The sequence below is a fragment of the Hydrogenophaga laconesensis genome (genome assembly GCF_031457235.1).
Lineage (GTDB): Bacteria > Pseudomonadota > Gammaproteobacteria > Burkholderiales > Burkholderiaceae_C > Hydrogenophaga > Hydrogenophaga laconesensis.
In genome coordinates this window covers 72,841-88,676 of sequence record NZ_JAVDWE010000008.1, presented here as the reverse complement: position 1 = coordinate 88,676, position 15,836 = coordinate 72,841, and the positions used below count along the sequence as shown (strand labels likewise).

Sequence of the window (15,836 nt, the reverse complement as noted above, 5' to 3'; positions counted from 1 at the left end):
TATGACGGCCAGCCACTTCACAGGTTCCACCGCGGAAGCGCCCGTTTTGTCATCAAATGTGAACCCCTGTGGGCCCCTGTCGGAGAGTGACCGCCAGGCCGACCATTCGCGCTTCGTGCAACGGGTGCGACGCCGTTACGCCGCTGAACTCCCACTCCTTCCCGACGGTGAGCCGGTGCATGCCAGTATGCGCGTCTGCCTGGGCCGCCTGCTTGATACCGGCCTGCCGACACCGGCTGCGCTGCGTGTGCTGCGCCAGCTGGTGCTGGAGCGGCTGGTGGTGCTGGACGGCGAACAGGCCGCCCCGCTGGCGGTGGTCACGCGCGCCGTCACCGAACTGGCCGAACTCGCGCTCGACGAGGCCTGCCGGCTGGCCTTTGCCGACCTGGACGGCATCCACGGCGCGCCGCAATGCCACAACGGCAAGGGCGAGGCCCAGCGCGCGCAGCTCTGGGTGATCGGCATGGGCAAACTGGGCGCGCGCGAGCTCAACGTGTCGAGCGACATCGATCTGATCTACGTCTACGACCACGACGGCGAGACCGCCGGCAACGCGCAGGGCCGCCAACGCATCAGCAACCACGAGTACTTCGGCAAGGCGGTCAAGCACATCTACAACACAGTGGGCGAGACCACCGAACACGGCAATGTGTTCCGTGTCGACCTCGCGCTGCGGCCCAATGGCAACTCGGGGCCGAGCGCCGTCTCGCTCGGCGCGCTGGAGGAGTACTTCCTGGTGCAGGGCCGCGAATGGGAACGCTTCGCCTGGCTCAAGAGCCGGGTGATCGCCCCCGCCGCGTGCGTGCAGGACCGCAGCGCCAGCGCCCTGCGCGGCACCGTGCTACCGTTCGTGTTCCGCCGCTACCTTGACTACGGCGTGTTCGAAGCGCTGCGCACCTTGCACCGCCAGATCCGCGACCACGCGTCCAAGCGCGCCGCCGGCAACCCCGGTCGCTCGAACGATGTGAAGCTCTCGCGCGGTGGCATCCGCGAGATCGAATTCATCGTGCAGTTGCTGCAGGTCGTGCGCGGCGGCCAGTTTCCCGAGCTGCGCACCCGGCCCACGCTGGACGCACTGCAGCGCCTTTGCAAGGCAGGCCTGATGCCGCAAGCCACCGCCACAGCGCTCGCACAGGCCTACGAGTTCCTGCGCCGGGTCGAACACCGCATCCAGTACCTGGACGACCAGCAGACCCACGTGATGCCCACGCGCGACGACGACCTCGCCTGGCTCGCCGCCACGCTGGACTACCCCGACGTCTGCGCGTTCCTGCATGCACTGGACGCCCACCGCGAGCTGGTGGCGCAGGAATTCGACACCCTGCTCGGCGGCCCCACCAATGGCGGCTGCAACGGCAAGCGCTGCCAGAAGAATGGTGCGAACGGCCGCAGTACGACCGACGACCTGCAAAGCGTGCTGGAGCAACTGCCCGCAGCCTTCGCCGCCCGCGTCGGCCAATGGTGCGAACACCCGCGGGTGCTCGCCCTGCGCGAGGACACGCGCGTGCGGCTGGTGCGGCTGGTACAACGCACTGGCGCATGGCTTGATGAAGGCCGCGTGAGCGAAGAAGCCGCGCTGCGCATGACCGAGTGGATCGAGCCGCTGCTGCGCCGCGAAAGCTACCTGGCGCTGCTGCAGGAACGCCCCTCGGTGCACGAGCGCCTCCTGCGTCTGCTGGGCGCGGCCAAATGGCCGGCACGCTATCTGATCAAACACCCTGGCGTGATCGACGAACTCGCGAGCCAGCAGTTGCTGACCGAGCGCTTCGACGCCGCCCAGTTCGAGGCCGAACTCGAGGCGCGGCGCGCGGCGCTCTGCTCCACCGGCGAGGACGACGAGGAGGCTTTGCTCAACCTGCTGCGCCGCGCCCACCACGCCGAAGTGTTCCGCACGCTCGCGCGCGACGTGGAAAAGGTTCTCACTGTCGAACAGGTGGCCGATGACCTCTCGGCCCTGGCCGACTCGGTGCTGCGCATCACCGCGCGCTGGTGCTGGGGGCGCCTGAAGAGTCGCCACCGCGACGAGCCCAGCTTCGCCATCATTGGCTACGGCAAGCTCGGCGGCAAGGAACTGGGCTATGGCAGCGACCTCGACATCGTCTTCGTCTACGAGGACGAACACGAGAACGCATCGGAAATCTACGCCGCCTTCGTGCGCAAGATGATCAACTGGCTCACCGTGAAAACCAGCGAGGGCGATCTGTTCGAGATCGACACCGCGCTGCGTCCGAACGGCAACTCCGGCCTGCTGGTCACCAGCTTCACCGCGTACACCAACTACCAGCAGCAGCGGGGCAGCAACACGGCGTGGACCTGGGAACACCAGGCCATGACGCGCGCGCGCTTCGTGCTGGGCGGCATCGCCCTGGCCGGCCGCTTCGACGCGGTGCGCGAGACCGTCATCACCGCGCAACGCGATGCGGCCTCGCTGGCCGCCGAGATCGTCGCGATGCGCGGCAAGGTGCGCGCGGCCCATCCGGTGCGTGGCGCGCGCTTCGACGTGAAGCACAGTCCCGGCGGCATGGTCGACGTGGAGTTCGTGGTGCAGTACCTCGTGCTGCTGCATTCGCGTGCACACCCGGAGTTGCGGGCCAACACCGGCAACATCAACCTGCTGCGGCGCGCCGAGAATGCCGGCCTGCTCGAACCCGGCATGGGGGAATCGGCGGCGCGCGCCTACCGGGAACTGCGCCAGATCCAGCACCGTGCGCGGCTGGACGAGGCCCCCACGCAGGTGGATGCCGAACAGGTGGCTGAAGCGTCCGCTGCGGTGCTCGCGCTGTGGCAGCACGTGCTGGGTCGCGTCATCCCGACCCCTTGAGCGATCGACCGCCCGTGACACCACCATGGCGCAGCAGCTGGTGGTGGCTGTGCGGCCTGCATGCGGCGCTCAGCCTGCTGGTGTGGTGGGCACCCTCCGTGGTGGCCGAGGCCTTCACGTGGCGGGCACACGATGGGTGGGTCAGGCCCTGGACGTTGTGGACCAGCGCATGGGTTCACCTGAACCTGGCCCATCTCGTGGGCAACGTGCTGGCGATGGGCGGTGTCGCCGCCGCCGGCTGGGTTCTGAAGCCCGATGGGCGATGCACGCTCGCGTGGTTGATGGCCTGGCCGCTCACACAGGTATCGCTTCTGTGGTGGCCGCAGGTGGGCTACGCGGTAGGCCTCTCCGGGCTGATGCATGCCGGTGTGCTGCTGCTGGCGGTGCAGGTCGCGCTGGTGCGCCTGCCCATCCGCGGCGCGCGGTTCTGGGGGTGGCTGCTGGTCGCGGTGGTGATGTCCAAGGTGATCCTGGAACGCGGCTGGTCACAACCCATCGTGTGGAACGCCGAAGGCAATCTCCCGGTCGTGCAGGCCGCGCACGTCACCGGGGCTTTCTGGGGCGTGCTGCTGGGCCTGGTGGTGCCCCTGGTTCTGAAACGCCCGCAAAAAAGCCCGCCGTAGCGGGCTATTTCTTGGCGCGGGCGGTCTCAGGCGGCCGAAGGCGCCGCCGAAGAGATCGACTTGCGGAAGCGGTTGAGCTCCTGCACGCTCTTGAAGCTCTGCTCCATCAGCAGGCTCATGTTGTGCAGGATGCGGTCGACCACGCGCGTCTCCCACACGGCATCGAAGTTGATCTGCTTGTCCAGCCAGTGCTCCAGCCACTCGGGGTTGGGCAGGCGGCTCTGGATGGTGTCGTTCGGGAACAGGTTCTTGTTCACGTGCAGGTTGGTCGGGTGCAGTGCCTGGGCCGTGCGCCGCGCGCTGGCCATGAGCACGCCCACCTTGGCAAAGGCCGAGCGGGCCTCGTTGCCGAACTTGCCGATGGCGCGCTTCATGTAGCGCAGGTAGGCGCCACCGTGGCGGGCCTCGTCCTGGCTGAGCGTGCTGTAGATCTGCTTGATGACGGGCTCGGAGTGCCACTCGCTGGCACGGCGGTACCAGTGGTTGAGACGGATCTCGCCGCAGAAATGCAGCATCAGCGTTTCCAGCGGCGGAGCAGGGTCGAACTCGAAGCGGATGTCATGCAGCTCCTGCTCGGTGGGCACCAGATCGGGGCGGAAACGGCGCAGGTATTCCATCAGCACCAGCGAGTGCTTCTGCTCCTCGAAGAACCAGATCGACATGAAGGCAGAGAAGTCGGAATCGTCGCGGTTGTCGCGCAGGAACATCTCGGTGGCAGGCAGCGCAGCCCACTCCGTGATGGCGTTCATCTTGATCGTCTGGGCCTGTTCATCCGTCAGCGATGAGGCATCGAATTTGTCCCAGGGGATGTCCTTGTCCATGTCCCACCGGACGGATTCGAGTTGCTTGAAGAGTTCAGGATAGAGCATGCAGGTCTTTCAAAACTGGCGGCATTTTATGTGCAATTGAAAAATCTTCTTCAAAATCATCATGTTGCGCGGGGACTTGGAGGGAGCAGAAGATCTGGAGCGCCAGCGCGCGTTGAACGGCTTGTCTTTGCCACGCTCCAATGCTGCAATGCACCGCAACGTCCTCACAGGAGTCCACGACATGATCCCCCGGCACCATCCCCCTTTCTTGCACGGCCTCACCCGTCAGGCCGGCCGCGCGCTCTTGCTGGCGGCAGCCTGCCTCGGGCTGAGCGGCCCCGTCATGGCGGCCGAGCCGGCTTGCCCCAGCCTGCTGCAACACCGGTTCGACCGGCTGCAGGACGAAAAGCCCCAGTCGCTCTGCCAGTACAGCGGCAAGGTGGTGCTGGTGGTCAACACCGCGAGCTTCTGCGGCTTCACCAAACAGTACGAAGGGCTGGAAGCGCTGTACGCGCGCTACCAGTCGCAGGGTCTGGTGGTGCTGGGCTTCCCGGCCAACGACTTCGGCAGCCAGGAGCCGGGCAGCAACCAGGCCATCGCCGAGTTCTGCGAGAACACCTTCGGCGTGAAATTCCCGATGTTCAGCAAGACCAGTGTGGTGGGCCGCGACACCAACCCGCTGTTCCGCCAGCTCGCCGAGAAGACCGGCGAGACACCGCGCTGGAACTTCCACAAGTACCTGATCGGCCGCGACGGCCAGACCGTGCGCAGCTACTCCAGCGGCGTCGACCCCAAAAACCCTGCCCTGCTCAAGGATATTGAAAAGTTTCTATCGACTAAATTGTGACTGATGAGTCACAATAAAACCATTGAGTAAAATCGTGAGTCCGCGACATGCCCCTGCCCCGCCAGCGCCGCGCTGCACGCCAGACACGCAAAGTCTGGAACTTTTGGTGCGCGCACCGCGTCGTAGCAAGCAGGTTGGCCTTGGGGCCAGCCCCCGATTCCGGTTTTGAACTGCGAAGCCTTCCGGATCTCCATGATCCGGCTGCAATCCCGAGGCGCTTCTCCTCCTCCTCCCTCCCTCCCTTGTTCGTCTGGGGGCGCTTCGCAGTCTTTTGTATTGACGCTGATGGTCGCCGCACCCACCGGTGCGGCCTCCTCAGCACTCGGGCCCGATCATGAAACCGGGCTTCCACTCCACCCTGTCCAGCCCGCGTATGCCCCCCCGGCGGCAGGTTCGCGTGGCCGTCGTCGGCTCGGGTATTGCCGGGCTGGCGGCCGCCCACACGCTGCAAGACCTGGCCGACATCACGCTGTACGAGGCGGGTGACCATTTCGGAGGCCACACCCACACGGTCGATGTGACCCTGCCCGATGCCCAGGGCATGCCGCTGAGCTTTGGCGTCGACACCGGTTTTCTCGTGCTCAACGAGCGCACCTACCCGAACCTGCTGGCGTTGTTCGCGCAGCTGGAGGTGCCACTGGCACCGTCCGATATGTCGTTCTCGGTCCAGGTACCGGGTGCCGGGCCTCGCGGCGATGCGCTCGAATGGAGCGGCAGCGACCTGGCCTCGGTCTTCGCACAGAAGCGCAATCTGGCCAACCCGCGCTTCCTGCGCATGCTGACCGACATCGTGCGCTTCAACCGCATCACCACCCGGCTCGCGGAACGTGGCGAAGACCTGCGCCCGGACAGCCCATTGCTGCAGCCGCTGGGCGACTTCCTGCGGCAACACCGCTTCTCCCACGAATTCCGCGACTGGTATTTCCTGCCGATGCTGGGCTGCATCTGGAGCTGCCCGACCGACCAGATGCTGGCCTTCCCCGTCGCGACCATGGTCCGCTTCTGCCACAACCATGGCCTGATCCAGCTCAGCAACCGGCCCCAGTGGTACACCGTTCCTGGCGGCGCGCGCCAGTATGTGCTCAAGATCATCGAGCGCATGGGCGACCTGCGTCTGGGCACGCCGGTGCAGCAGGTGCTGCGCGACGAGTCCGGCGTGCGCGTGATCACGCAGGGCCAGGTGGACCGGTTCGATGCCATCGTGATCGCCTGCCACAGCGATCAGGCCTTGCGCGTGCTCGGTGCACAGGCCACCCCCGCTGAACGCGAAGTGCTGGGCGCCATCCGCTACCAGCCCAACCGCGCCGTGCTGCACACCGATGCCTCGGTGCTGCCAGAGAACCCGCGCGCCTGGGCCGCCTGGAACTACGAGCGCTCCGCCAGTGCCGGTGCCGAGTCGGCCGGCGTCTGCCTGCACTACCTCATCAACCGGCTGCAACCCCTGCCGGTGTCACAGCCCGTGCTGGTTTCGCTCAATCCGCAGCGCGAGATCAACCCCACGAAGGTGTTCGGTGAGTACGACTACGAACACCCGGTATTCGACCTTGGCGCGATCCGGGCCCAGGCGGCCGTCCCCACTTTGCAAGGGCAGGGCCACACCTGGTTTGCCGGCGCGTGGACGGGTTATGGCTTCCACGAAGACGGGCTCAAGTCAGGCCTGCAGGCCGCGCGCGGTTTGATCGATGCGCTCGGCCTGGTCAGCGTGCCGGCCGATCGAGAGCGGCGAATCGCCGCCCTGCCAGGGGTGTTCGGATGAAGGCCTCGACGGGCCTCCCGCCAGAGCGCGTGCCGGTGGCGCAGATCGGCTTCGGCCAGGTGCGCCACACGCGCCACCGCCCGAGCCGCAACGCCTTCACCTACGCCACGTACTTCCTCATGCTGCCCATGCGCAGCCTGCGCGCGAACGGCCCGGGCGCCCTCGCGCGCAACCGCCGCGCGGCGCTCAGCTTTCACGACCGCGACCATGGCGAGGGCGGTGCCGACAGCCTGGCCTGGCTGGACGGCGTGCTGCAGCAGCAAGGCATCGACGATGCGCAAGGCGAGGTCTGGCTGCACACCTACCCGCGCGTGCTGGGCTACTGCTTCAAACCCGTGAGCTTCTGGTATTGCCACCGTGCAGACGGCTCGCTGCGCGCGGTGCTCGCCGAGGTGAACAACACCTTCGGTGAACGTCACTGCTACCTGCTGGATGCGCCGCGCTACGGCGAACCCTGCGAAGCCGCCAAGGTGTTCCACGTCTCGCCCTTCTGCCCGCTGCAAGGCCGCTACCGCTTCGTCTTCATGCGCACGGAGGGCGCCACGCCACGCACCGTCGCACGCATCGACTATTTCGACGACGCGCTGGGTGCCGAACCGCTGCTCAACACCAGCGTCAGCGGCGAGCTGCATCCGCTGAACGCCCGCACGGTGCGGCGGGCGCTGTGGACCCATCCGGCGATGACCTTCGGCGTGATCGCACGCATCCACTGGCAAGCCCTGCGGCTGTGGCGCCAGAAAGCCCCTTTCTTTCGCCAGCCACCCGCACCGGGTGACTTCGTGACCGCCGCGGTCCCAGCGGCTTCCGTCGAGCAACACGTCCCATGAACAGCACGACCGCCCCGCACGGCCCCCTGGGCTTTGAACTGCCGCGCAACGCGCCCGCTGCGGCACGCACCACCTTGCGGCTGCTGCAGCGCCTGGCGCATGGCAGCCTCAGCCTGCAGCTGCCCGACGGTTCGGTGCAACGCCTTGGGCAAGGCGATGGCCCGCACGCCAGCATGAAGCTGCACAACTGGAAAGTGTGCGGCGCGGTGCTGAAGTCGGGCGACATCGGGCTGGCCGAAACCTACATCGCCGGCGACTGGAGCACCCCGCACCTGCCCTCGCTGCTGTCGCTGCTGGTGGCCAACCGGCGCGAGGTGGAAGACATGGTCTACGGCTCATGGCTGGGCCGTCTGGCCTACCGCGTCCGGCACCTGCTCAACCGCAACACCCGGACCAACAGCCGCCGGAACATCCATGCCCACTACGATCTGGGCAACGCGTTCTACCGCCTGTGGCTGGACGAGACCATGAACTACTCGTCGGCCTGGTTCGAAACCCCCGAACAGCCCATGGCGATGGCGCAGCACGCCAAGGTGCGCCGCGCACTGCAGCAAGCCGGCGTGCGGCCAGGCGACCGCGTGCTGGAGATCGGCTGCGGCTGGGGTGCCCTGGCCGAAAAAGCCACCACCGAATTCGACGCCTCACTGGTGGGCGTGACCCTGTCGACCGAGCAACTGGACTTCGCGCAGCAACGCATGCGCCACATCGGCCGCGAACACCGTGCCGACCTGCGCCTGCAGGACTACCGTGACATCGACGACGCGCCGTTCGACGCGATCTGCTCGATCGAGATGGTCGAGGCCGTGGGCCGCGCCTACTGGCCCACGTACTTCCAGAGCGTCGCGCGACTGCTCAAACCCGGTGGGCGCGCATGCATCCAGAGCATCGTGATCGACGACGCGCACTTTGACCGGTACATCAAGGGCACGGACTTCATCCAGCAGTACATCTTTCCGGGCGGCTGCCTGCCCTGCCCGCGCGAGATGCGCGCACAGGCCGTGCAGGCCGGCCTTGAAGTGGTGGACGAGTTCGCATTCGGCCAACACTACGCGCGCACGCTCTCCCTGTGGCGCGAGCGTTTCCTGCAGGAAGAGGAACGCGTGCTGCAGCTCGGTTTCGACCAGCGCTTCCTGCGCATCTGGGAGTTCTACCTCGCGTACTGCGAGGCTGCGTTCGAGCGCCAGAGCATCGACGTCGTGCAGTACACACTGCGCAAACCGGCCTGAGGCCACACCATGCTCCTCAACCCGCACCTGTTCGTGGCCGCCGCGCTGCTGACCGGTGTGCCCGTGGGCGCACAGTCGCCGGCCACGCCGACCACCGCGTTGACCGTTGCACCCGGCCATGCCCCGCCGGATCACCCGCGGCTGGGCACCGCGCGCCTGCGCTACTGGGGCTTCGATGTGTACGACATGACCCTGCTGGCGCCGCCCGGCTTCGACATCCAGCGCTTCGAGGACCAGGCCTTCAGCCTCGAGCTGCGGTACCTGCGCGCCTTCAAGAGCGCGGACATCGCCACGCGCTCCATCGACGAGATGCAGGACATCGCCCCCATCGAACCCGCGCAGGCGAAGCGCTGGCGTGACGCCATGGGCGCACTGTTCCCCGATGTGCAACGTGGTGACCGCATCACCGGCGTGCACACGCCCGGCCACGGCGCGCGCTTCTATCTCAACGGTCGGTGGATCGGCGACATCGCCGACGATGCCTTCTCGCGCCGGTTCTTCGGCATCTGGCTGTCGCCGAAGACCTCGCAGCCGCGCCTGCGCGAGGCCTTGATCCAGTCCATGAGCGGCCCGCCGCGCACGCCATGAACGAGCCCGCCGCCCACTTCGTCGGCGCTGGCGCGTGGCGCCACGGCCTGCGCTACGGCCTGTTGGGCCTGCCGCTGGCCTTTGTTGCGCTGCCGCTCTATGTGATCCTGCCCAACCACTATGCGCGGGCATTCGGTGCGCCGCTGGCTGCGCTGGGCACGGTGCTGCTCGCCGCGCGACTGATCGACGCCGTGCTCGACCCCTGGATCGGCCGCTGGTGCGATCGCCTGTTCGCGCGCTCGACCTCGGCGCTGCTGAGCGCGGCTGCAGGCGCGTCGGCGGTGCTCGCCGGTGGACTGTGGGGCCTGCTGTTTCCACCGGTGGCGGTGCGCGCCGCAGGCACGTCAGCCCTGCTCGCATGGGCCGGCGGGCTGATGGCCATCACCTACGTCGCGTACAGCGTGGTGTCGGTCGCCCACCAGGCCTGGGGCGCACGGCTGGGCGGCGACGAAGTGCAGCGCAGCCGCGTGGTGGCGTGGCGAGAGGGACTGGCGCTCGTGGGTGTGCTGATCGCCGCCGTGCTGCCCGCCACCCTGGGTCTGGGCGCGACCACCGCCACCTTCGCCGTGCTGCTGGCGCTGGGCTGGTGGGCCTGGAGCCGCGCGGTGCCGCCCCATGCCCATCCCACCGTGGCGAGTGGGGACGGCCCATCGCCGCTGCGGCAGGCGCCATTCCGGCGGCTGCTCGCGGTGTTCGTGATCAACGGCACGGCGAGCGCCGTGCCGGCCACGCTGGTGCTGTTTTTCGTACAGGACCGGTTGCAGGCTTCCCCGGCGATGGAACCGGCGTTCCTCGCCACGTACTTCCTGTGCGCCGCTTTGTCGATGCCGCTGTGGGTGCGGGTGGTGAACCACCTCGGCCTGGCGCGCACCTGGCTGGCCGGCATGGCCATGGCGGTGGCGGTGTTCATCTCGGCGGCCCTGCTCGGCGCGGGCGACGCGTGGCCCTTCCTCGCGGTGTGCGCGCTCTCCGGCATGGCACTGGGCGCCGATCTGGCGATGCCCGGAGCACTGCTCGCGGGACTGATCAGCCGTCTGGGGGAGCGCGGCCAGCGCGAAGGTGCGTACTTCGGCTGGTGGAACTTCGCCACCAAGCTCAACCTTGCGCTGGCCGCCGGCCTGGCGCTGCCCCTGCTGGCCTGGTTCGGCTACACCCCCGGCACGCGCGACCCCGCCGCGCTGCAGATTCTCACCATCGCCTACTGCCTGTTGCCCTGCGTGCTCAAGCTGCTCGCCGCGGGCGCGCTCTACGCCCTGGTCATCCGCCCGGGGCAGGGACTTACCCCACCGCCCCACCCCTTGCCCACACACTGAAAGCCCGCCATGCAACGACGTCAATTGCTCGCCGCCAGTGTCGCCGGCGCTGCCGTTCTCTCGGGTTGCGCGGGCCCGGAGGTGGCTCGCTACGCCAGCGAGACGCCGGTGCTCGACCTGCGCACTTACTTCAATGGGACGCTCGACGCCTACGGCGTCTTCGCCGACCGCTCGGGCGAGATCGTCAAACGCTTCATCGTGGTCATGCGCTGCCAGTGGAACGGTGACGACGGCGTGCTCGACGAGGACTTCACCTATTCGGACGGCACGAAGCAAAAGCGGGTGTGGCGCATGAAGCACCTGGGCGACGGCCGTTTCATCGGCACCGCCGACGACGTGGTCGGTAGCGCACAGGGTGAACAGCGGGGCAACGCCTTCCGGTGGGGCTACACGCTGCGGCAGCCGGTGGGCGACAAGGTGTACGAGGTGCAGTTCGACGACTGGATGTACCTCATGGACGACCGCGTGATGCTCAACAAGGCGGTGATGAGCAAGTTCGGCGTGCGGCTGGGCGAGGTCACCCTGTCTTTCGTGAAGCGCCAGCCATGAGCACGCCGAGCGCCTTCGTCGATGCCAACGCCCGGCCAGCCCCGGCACAGACCACGCGCGGCGGCACCTTGCTCAAACCCATGAACCCGCGCATCACCGACTGGCACGGGCTGCGCGTGTGGCTCGTGGGCGCCTCCAGCGGCATCGGCGAGGCCACGGCTTCGGCGCTGCACGCACGGGGTGCACAGGTGCTGGTCTCGGCGCGCAACGCCGCCGCACTCGACACATTCGTCGCCGCACATCCAGCCGTGCACGGCGCCGCTGCACAGGCCTGGCCACTGGACGTGACGGATGCCGCCGCCGTCGCGCACACGGCGCGGCAGATCCTGTTGCAGGGCCCGATCGACCTGGTGCTGTACTGCGCCGGCCACTACCACGAGATGCGCGCCACCAGCATGGATCTGGCCGATCTCCAGCGCCACATGGACATCAACTACACCGGTGCGTTGCACGTGCTGGATGCCACCGTGCCGGCCATGCTGTTGCGCGGTGGTGGCCACATCAGCCTGATCAGCAGCGTGGCAGGCTTTCGCGGCCTGCCCAAGAGCCTCGCCTATGGCCCGACCAAGGCCGCGCTCACCCACCTCGCGGAAACGCTGTACCTGGACCTGCGGCCGCAGGGTCTGGGCGTGAGTGTGGTGCACCCGGGCTTCGTGCGCACGCCCCTGACGGCCCGCAACGGCTTCGACATGCCAGCCTTGATCACGCCCGCACAGGCGGCGCAGTCCATGCTGGCGGGCTGGCAACAGGGTGCTTTCGACATTCACTACCCCAAGCGCTTCACGCGCTGGATGAAGCTGCTGCGGCTGCTGCCCTACCGCGTGTATTTTCCGGTCGTGCGACGCGTCACCGGGCTATAAACCCGCATGCCGGAAGACAACCCCATCCCACACGAGGCGATCGACCGCCTCTGCACCTGGTTCGAATCGCTATCGCCCGCCTCGCTGGAGGCGCTCGGCAACTTCTATACGGCCGACGCGCGCTTCAAGGACCCGTTCAACGAGGTGCAAGGCACCGCCGCCATCGCGGGCATCTTCGAGCACATGTTCGACAGCCTGCACGACCCCCGCTTTGTGGTGACAAACCGTCTGGTGGACGGCGCCCAGTGTTTCCTGGCCTGGGAGTTCCGTTTCCGTTTCAAACGCTTCCACGCCACCACCGAACAGGTGGTCCGCGGCGGCTCGCACTTGCGGCTGGCGTCCGACGGCCGCGTCAGCGACCACCGCGACTACTGGGACGCGGCGGAAGAGCTGTACGAAAAAATCCCGGGCCTGGGCGGCCTGATGCGCTGGCTGAAAAAGCGCGCAGTGGCGTAAGGTGTCTTTTCCCGGATGCTGCGGAGCCGGCTTTGCCAGATCGCCGGCATGGCCTCCCGGGATTGACGCACCGCAGGCGCGGTGTGGGGATATCTAGCTCGGCTTGCTGTCGACGAAGCTGGCCCGCTGATTGAGCTTCTCGGCCAGACGCGTCAGGTTGGGGTACTGCGAACGCCAGTCGATGGTGGGGAAGCGGAAATCCAGATAGCCCAGCGCGCAGCCCACGGCCACGTCGGACAGACTGAAGTGAATCCCCGAGCAGAAGGCCTTCTCGCCCAGGCCCTGGCTCATGGATTTGAGGCTGGCGTCGATCTTGGCGCGTTGGCGCGCGATCCAGGCCTCGCTGCGTTCCCCCTCGCCACGGCCGGGCCAGGTGGCCTCGAGGCGGGCCAGCACCGCAGCATCCAGCAGGCCGTCGGCCAGCGCCTCCCAGGTCTTGACCTCGGCGCGCTCGCGCCCCTGCGTCGGAATCAGCTTGCCCACCGGCGACAGTGTGTCCAGGTACTCCACGATCACGCGCGAGTCGAACACCGCTTCACCCCCCTCCATCACCAGGCAGGGCACCTTGCCCAGCGGGTTGGAGGTCATGATCGTGGTGTCGGCGGACCACACGTCTTCCAGGATGAACTGGTAGTCCAGCTTTTTCTCGGCCATGACGACGCGCACTTTTCGCACGTAAGGGCTGGTGACGGCACCGATGAGTTTCATGGGGATAGGAGGAGCTTTGGGACTGGGAGCACGATTCTAGCCAGCACGGGAAGCACCCCGCTGACGCCGGCCAGCGCGCCCGGCGGTGACCAGCGCGCCGGGTCGGCCTCCTACAATCGCGGGATGCGCCCGACCTCCACTTCTCCCGCCTCTCCCGCCAACGCCAACCCGGGCACGCCCAGTGCCATCTCCGCCCTCTCGCCACTCGACGGCCGCTATGCGGGCCGCCTGGCAAACCTGCGCCCCTTCATGAGCGAGCAGGGTTACATGCACCGCCGCGTGCAGGTGGAAATTGCCTGGTTCATCGCCCTGTCCGACGCCGGGCTGGCCGAATTCAAACCCCTGTCGCCCGGCGCTCGCACCTACCTCATGGGGCTGGTGAAGAACTTCAACGAAGCGGATGGCCAGGCCATCAAGGACATCGAGAAGGTCACCAACCACGACGTGAAAGCCGTCGAATACTGGATCAAGTCCAAGTTCGAGGCGCGCCCCGAACTCGAGAAAGCGGCCGAGTTCGTGCACTTCGCCTGCACGAGCGAAGACATCAACAACACCAGTCACGCCCTGCAGCTCAAGGGCGGGCGAGACATGGTGCTGCTGCCCGCGCTGGACGCGGTGATCGACAAGCTGCGCGAGATGGCCCACGCCTACGCCGCGGTGCCGATGCTCAGCCGCACGCACGGCCAGACCGCCAGCCCCACCACGGTGGGCAAGGAGATGGCCAACGTCCTGGTGCGCCTGAGCGCCGCGCGCGATCGCATCGCCAGCGTCAAGCTGCTGGGCAAGATGAACGGCGCCGTGGGCAACTACAACGCCCATCTGAGCGCCTGGCCCGAATTCGACTGGGAAGCCTTCAGCCGCAACGTGATCGAGCAGCCCGAACCGCTCGGCCTGGGCCTGACCTTCCAGCCCTACAGCATCCAGATCGAACCGCACGACTACATGGCCGAGCTGTTCGATGCGGTGGCCCGCGCCAACACCATCCTGGTCGACCTCGCGCGCGACATCTGGGGCTATGTGAGCCTGGGGTACTTCAAGCAGCGCCTCAAAGCCGGCGAGATCGGCTCCTCGACGATGCCGCACAAGGTCAACCCGATCGACTTCGAGAACGCCGAGGGCAACCTGGGCCTGTCCAACGCCCTGCTGCGCCACCTGTCCGAGAAGCTGCCCATCAGCCGCTGGCAGCGCGACCTCACCGACTCCACCGTGCTGCGCAACATGGGCGTGGCCCTGGGCTACGCGGTGCTGGCCTACCACTCGCTGGGTGTAGGCCTGGGCAAGCTGGAACTCAACGAGGAAGCCCTGGCGGCCGACCTCGACGCGTCATGGGAAGTGCTGGCCGAGCCCATCCAGACCGTCATGCGCCGCTACGGCGTCTCAGGTGCTTATGAAAAGCTCAAGGAAGTCACGCGCGGCAAGACCGTGACGGCCGAGGCACTGCACGCCCTCATCCGGAGCCTGGACATCCCGCAGCCCGAGAAAGACCGCCTGCTGGCCATGACACCAGGCAGCTACATCGGCAAAGCCACGGAACTTGCCCGGCGCGTCTGAGTGCCGGCCCACCGCGCTATCGACCCGAGCCCGACTCCTCCAGGGCGCGCTCGGCGTAGCGGTTGAAGCGCCACGCATCGCCCTCGATGATGATGCGCCGCCAGCTCGCGCGCTTTTCCCCCGGCGTCATCTCGGTCCAGCGCTGCACTTCGTCGAATGTGCGGCCGCAGCCCTTGCAGGTCTCGTCGCCCTGGCTGGTCGAGCAGATCGCGATACAGGGCGTATCGGGCATGGTGTCGTACCAGGCCAGCCAGGCCTCGCGCGCCTTCGCGGGCAGCGTGGCCTCGTCTGCCTCGGTTTCGTGGAACCACACCATCAGCGCATACACCTCGGCCAGCGCGCGCAATTCCTTGCACAGCGACACACCATCTGGCGAGGGTGAGCGCTCACGCCAGTAGTTGATCGCGGCTTCGATGTCGGTGATGTGGATGCCGGCCATGGGGTGAGGATCATAGCCAGTCCCACACCGCGGTGAGCCCCCACCGGGCAGAACCAGCCCCGGCCTTGTGGTAACTGCTTATGCAGTCGGCGTGCCACACGAGATGGTCGACCGCTACAATCCCGCTTCTCGAAGGGGAGTAGCTCTCCAGATCCAGTGCGGAGGGGCTGAAAAGCCCGCCATCGCTGGACATTCGGTGTTGTCGTCAGTACGGAACCTACGGTTCCCGGCAGCCCGGGCCCGGCGATCCCATCGCCAGGCCGAGCCAGACCTTTGATAGGCCCCCATGGGCCGATCAAGGCTTTGTCCATCCCCTTCGCCAGCGCGGTTGCGGCATCACGGGCAGATGAAACAACGCCTTCCGATCGCTGGTGGTGGTCTGACAGGAGAGAAGGCCGGGCGGAAGACGACGACGAGAAGGGTTCGCGTCCCGCCCATTTGGACAAACGACAACGAGGAACAT

The 15,836-nt window shown here is 67.2% G+C and carries 15 protein-coding genes; 12 read left to right on the top strand and 3 right to left on the bottom strand.

Annotated elements, in window-relative coordinates:
• Position 1: 1 nt before the first annotated feature.
• Both glnE and J2X09_RS14965 read left to right on the top strand, forming a co-directional pair.
• A complete protein-coding gene (gene glnE / locus J2X09_RS14970) occupies positions 2-2,821 on the top strand; it encodes a bifunctional [glutamate--ammonia ligase]-adenylyl-L-tyrosine phosphorylase/[glutamate--ammonia-ligase] adenylyltransferase (protein ID WP_204734191.1) in 2,820 nt (939 codons plus the stop codon).
• A 14-nt stretch (positions 2,822-2,835) separates the two neighbouring features.
• A complete protein-coding gene (locus J2X09_RS14965; protein WP_204734190.1) occupies positions 2,836-3,444 on the top strand; it encodes a rhomboid family intramembrane serine protease in 609 nt (202 codons plus the stop codon).
• 26 nt (positions 3,445-3,470) lie between these two features.
• Here the strand turns inward: J2X09_RS14965 and J2X09_RS14960 are convergent, their stop codons facing one another.
• Entirely contained in the window at positions 3,471-4,313 is an 843-nt protein-coding gene (locus J2X09_RS14960) for a ferritin family protein (protein ID WP_204734189.1), read from the bottom strand.
• Between the two features lie 181 nt (positions 4,314-4,494).
• On the opposite strand from J2X09_RS14960, the gene J2X09_RS14955 reads away from it, so the two are divergent.
• The 9 genes from J2X09_RS14955 (at position 4,495) to J2X09_RS14915 (ending at position 12,675) form a co-directional block, all read left to right on the top strand.
• Positions 4,495-5,100: a glutathione peroxidase gene (locus J2X09_RS14955; RefSeq protein WP_204734188.1), complete on the top strand. Its 606-nt coding sequence runs from the start codon at positions 4,495-4,497 to the stop codon at positions 5,098-5,100.
• A gap of 334 nt (positions 5,101-5,434) precedes the next feature.
• Entirely contained in the window at positions 5,435-6,856 is a 1,422-nt protein-coding gene (locus J2X09_RS14950; protein WP_310308665.1) for an NAD(P)/FAD-dependent oxidoreductase, read from the top strand.
• The gene (locus tag J2X09_RS14945) at positions 6,853-7,683 is read left to right on the top strand and encodes a DUF1365 domain-containing protein (RefSeq protein ID WP_204734187.1); all 831 of its coding nucleotides are present in this window, start codon (positions 6,853-6,855) and stop codon (positions 7,681-7,683) included. Before J2X09_RS14950 ends, J2X09_RS14945 begins: the two co-directional genes overlap by 4 nt.
• A complete protein-coding gene (locus tag J2X09_RS14940) occupies positions 7,680-8,909 on the top strand; it encodes an SAM-dependent methyltransferase (protein WP_204734186.1) in 1,230 nt (409 codons plus the stop codon). Before J2X09_RS14945 ends, J2X09_RS14940 begins: the two co-directional genes overlap by 4 nt.
• A 9-nt stretch (positions 8,910-8,918) precedes the next feature.
• Positions 8,919-9,497 carry a chalcone isomerase family protein gene (locus tag J2X09_RS14935; RefSeq protein ID WP_204734185.1) on the top strand — a complete coding sequence of 193 codons (579 nt, stop codon included), beginning with the start codon at positions 8,919-8,921 and terminating at the stop codon, positions 9,495-9,497.
• Entirely contained in the window at positions 9,494-10,810 is a 1,317-nt protein-coding gene (locus tag J2X09_RS14930) for an MFS transporter (protein ID WP_204734184.1), read from the top strand. The genes J2X09_RS14935 and J2X09_RS14930 overlap by 4 nt, the downstream gene beginning before the upstream one ends.
• Positions 10,811-10,819: 9 nt before the next feature.
• A complete protein-coding gene (locus tag J2X09_RS14925; protein WP_204734183.1) occupies positions 10,820-11,359 on the top strand; it encodes a DUF3833 domain-containing protein in 540 nt (179 codons plus the stop codon).
• A gap of 80 nt (positions 11,360-11,439) precedes the next feature.
• Complete coding sequence (locus tag J2X09_RS14920) at positions 11,440-12,219, top strand: SDR family NAD(P)-dependent oxidoreductase (RefSeq protein ID WP_204734357.1); 780 nt, start codon at positions 11,440-11,442, stop codon at positions 12,217-12,219.
• 6 nt (positions 12,220-12,225) lie between these two features.
• Positions 12,226-12,675: a nuclear transport factor 2 family protein gene (locus J2X09_RS14915; RefSeq protein WP_204734182.1), complete on the top strand. Its 450-nt coding sequence runs from the start codon at positions 12,226-12,228 to the stop codon at positions 12,673-12,675.
• A gap of 93 nt (positions 12,676-12,768) precedes the next feature.
• Here the strand turns inward: J2X09_RS14915 and J2X09_RS14910 are convergent, their stop codons facing one another.
• On the bottom strand, positions 12,769-13,383 hold the full coding sequence (locus J2X09_RS14910) for a glutathione S-transferase N-terminal domain-containing protein (RefSeq protein WP_204734181.1): 615 nt from the start codon (positions 13,381-13,383) through the stop codon (positions 12,769-12,771).
• Between the two features lie 123 nt (positions 13,384-13,506).
• On the opposite strand from J2X09_RS14910, the gene purB reads away from it, so the two are divergent.
• Positions 13,507-14,934: an adenylosuccinate lyase gene (gene purB, locus J2X09_RS14905; RefSeq protein ID WP_204734180.1), complete on the top strand. Its 1,428-nt coding sequence runs from the start codon at positions 13,507-13,509 to the stop codon at positions 14,932-14,934.
• Between the two features lie 16 nt (positions 14,935-14,950).
• On the opposite strand, the gene J2X09_RS14900 is transcribed toward purB, so the two are convergent.
• Entirely contained in the window at positions 14,951-15,373 is a 423-nt protein-coding gene (locus J2X09_RS14900; RefSeq protein WP_204734179.1) for a DUF3717 domain-containing protein, read from the bottom strand.
• Positions 15,374-15,836 lie beyond the last annotated feature (463 nt).

What these genes read in the sequence shown, in the direction of transcription:
- glnE (WP_204734191.1), top strand. Translation starts at nt 2, where the DNA reads ATGACGGCCAGCCACTTCACAGGTTCCACCGCGGAAGCGCCCGTTTTG.
- J2X09_RS14960 (WP_204734189.1), bottom strand. Translation starts at nt 4,313, where the DNA reads ATGCTCTATCCTGAACTCTTCAAGCAACTCGAATCCGTCCGGTGGGAC.
- J2X09_RS14955 (WP_204734188.1), top strand. Translation starts at nt 4,495, where the DNA reads ATGATCCCCCGGCACCATCCCCCTTTCTTGCACGGCCTCACCCGTCAG.
- J2X09_RS14950 (WP_310308665.1), top strand. Translation starts at nt 5,435, where the DNA reads ATGAAACCGGGCTTCCACTCCACCCTGTCCAGCCCGCGTATGCCCCCC.
- J2X09_RS14945 (WP_204734187.1), top strand. Translation starts at nt 6,853, where the DNA reads ATGAAGGCCTCGACGGGCCTCCCGCCAGAGCGCGTGCCGGTGGCGCAG.
- J2X09_RS14940 (WP_204734186.1), top strand. Translation starts at nt 7,680, where the DNA reads ATGAACAGCACGACCGCCCCGCACGGCCCCCTGGGCTTTGAACTGCCG.
- J2X09_RS14935 (WP_204734185.1), top strand. Translation starts at nt 8,919, where the DNA reads ATGCTCCTCAACCCGCACCTGTTCGTGGCCGCCGCGCTGCTGACCGGT.
- J2X09_RS14930 (WP_204734184.1), top strand. Translation starts at nt 9,494, where the DNA reads ATGAACGAGCCCGCCGCCCACTTCGTCGGCGCTGGCGCGTGGCGCCAC.
- J2X09_RS14925 (WP_204734183.1), top strand. Translation starts at nt 10,820, where the DNA reads ATGCAACGACGTCAATTGCTCGCCGCCAGTGTCGCCGGCGCTGCCGTT.
- J2X09_RS14920 (WP_204734357.1), top strand. Translation starts at nt 11,440, where the DNA reads ATGAACCCGCGCATCACCGACTGGCACGGGCTGCGCGTGTGGCTCGTG.
- J2X09_RS14915 (WP_204734182.1), top strand. Translation starts at nt 12,226, where the DNA reads ATGCCGGAAGACAACCCCATCCCACACGAGGCGATCGACCGCCTCTGC.
- J2X09_RS14910 (WP_204734181.1), bottom strand. Translation starts at nt 13,383, where the DNA reads ATGAAACTCATCGGTGCCGTCACCAGCCCTTACGTGCGAAAAGTGCGC.
- purB (WP_204734180.1), top strand. Translation starts at nt 13,507, where the DNA reads ATGCGCCCGACCTCCACTTCTCCCGCCTCTCCCGCCAACGCCAACCCG.
- J2X09_RS14900 (WP_204734179.1), bottom strand. Translation starts at nt 15,373, where the DNA reads ATGGCCGGCATCCACATCACCGACATCGAAGCCGCGATCAACTACTGG.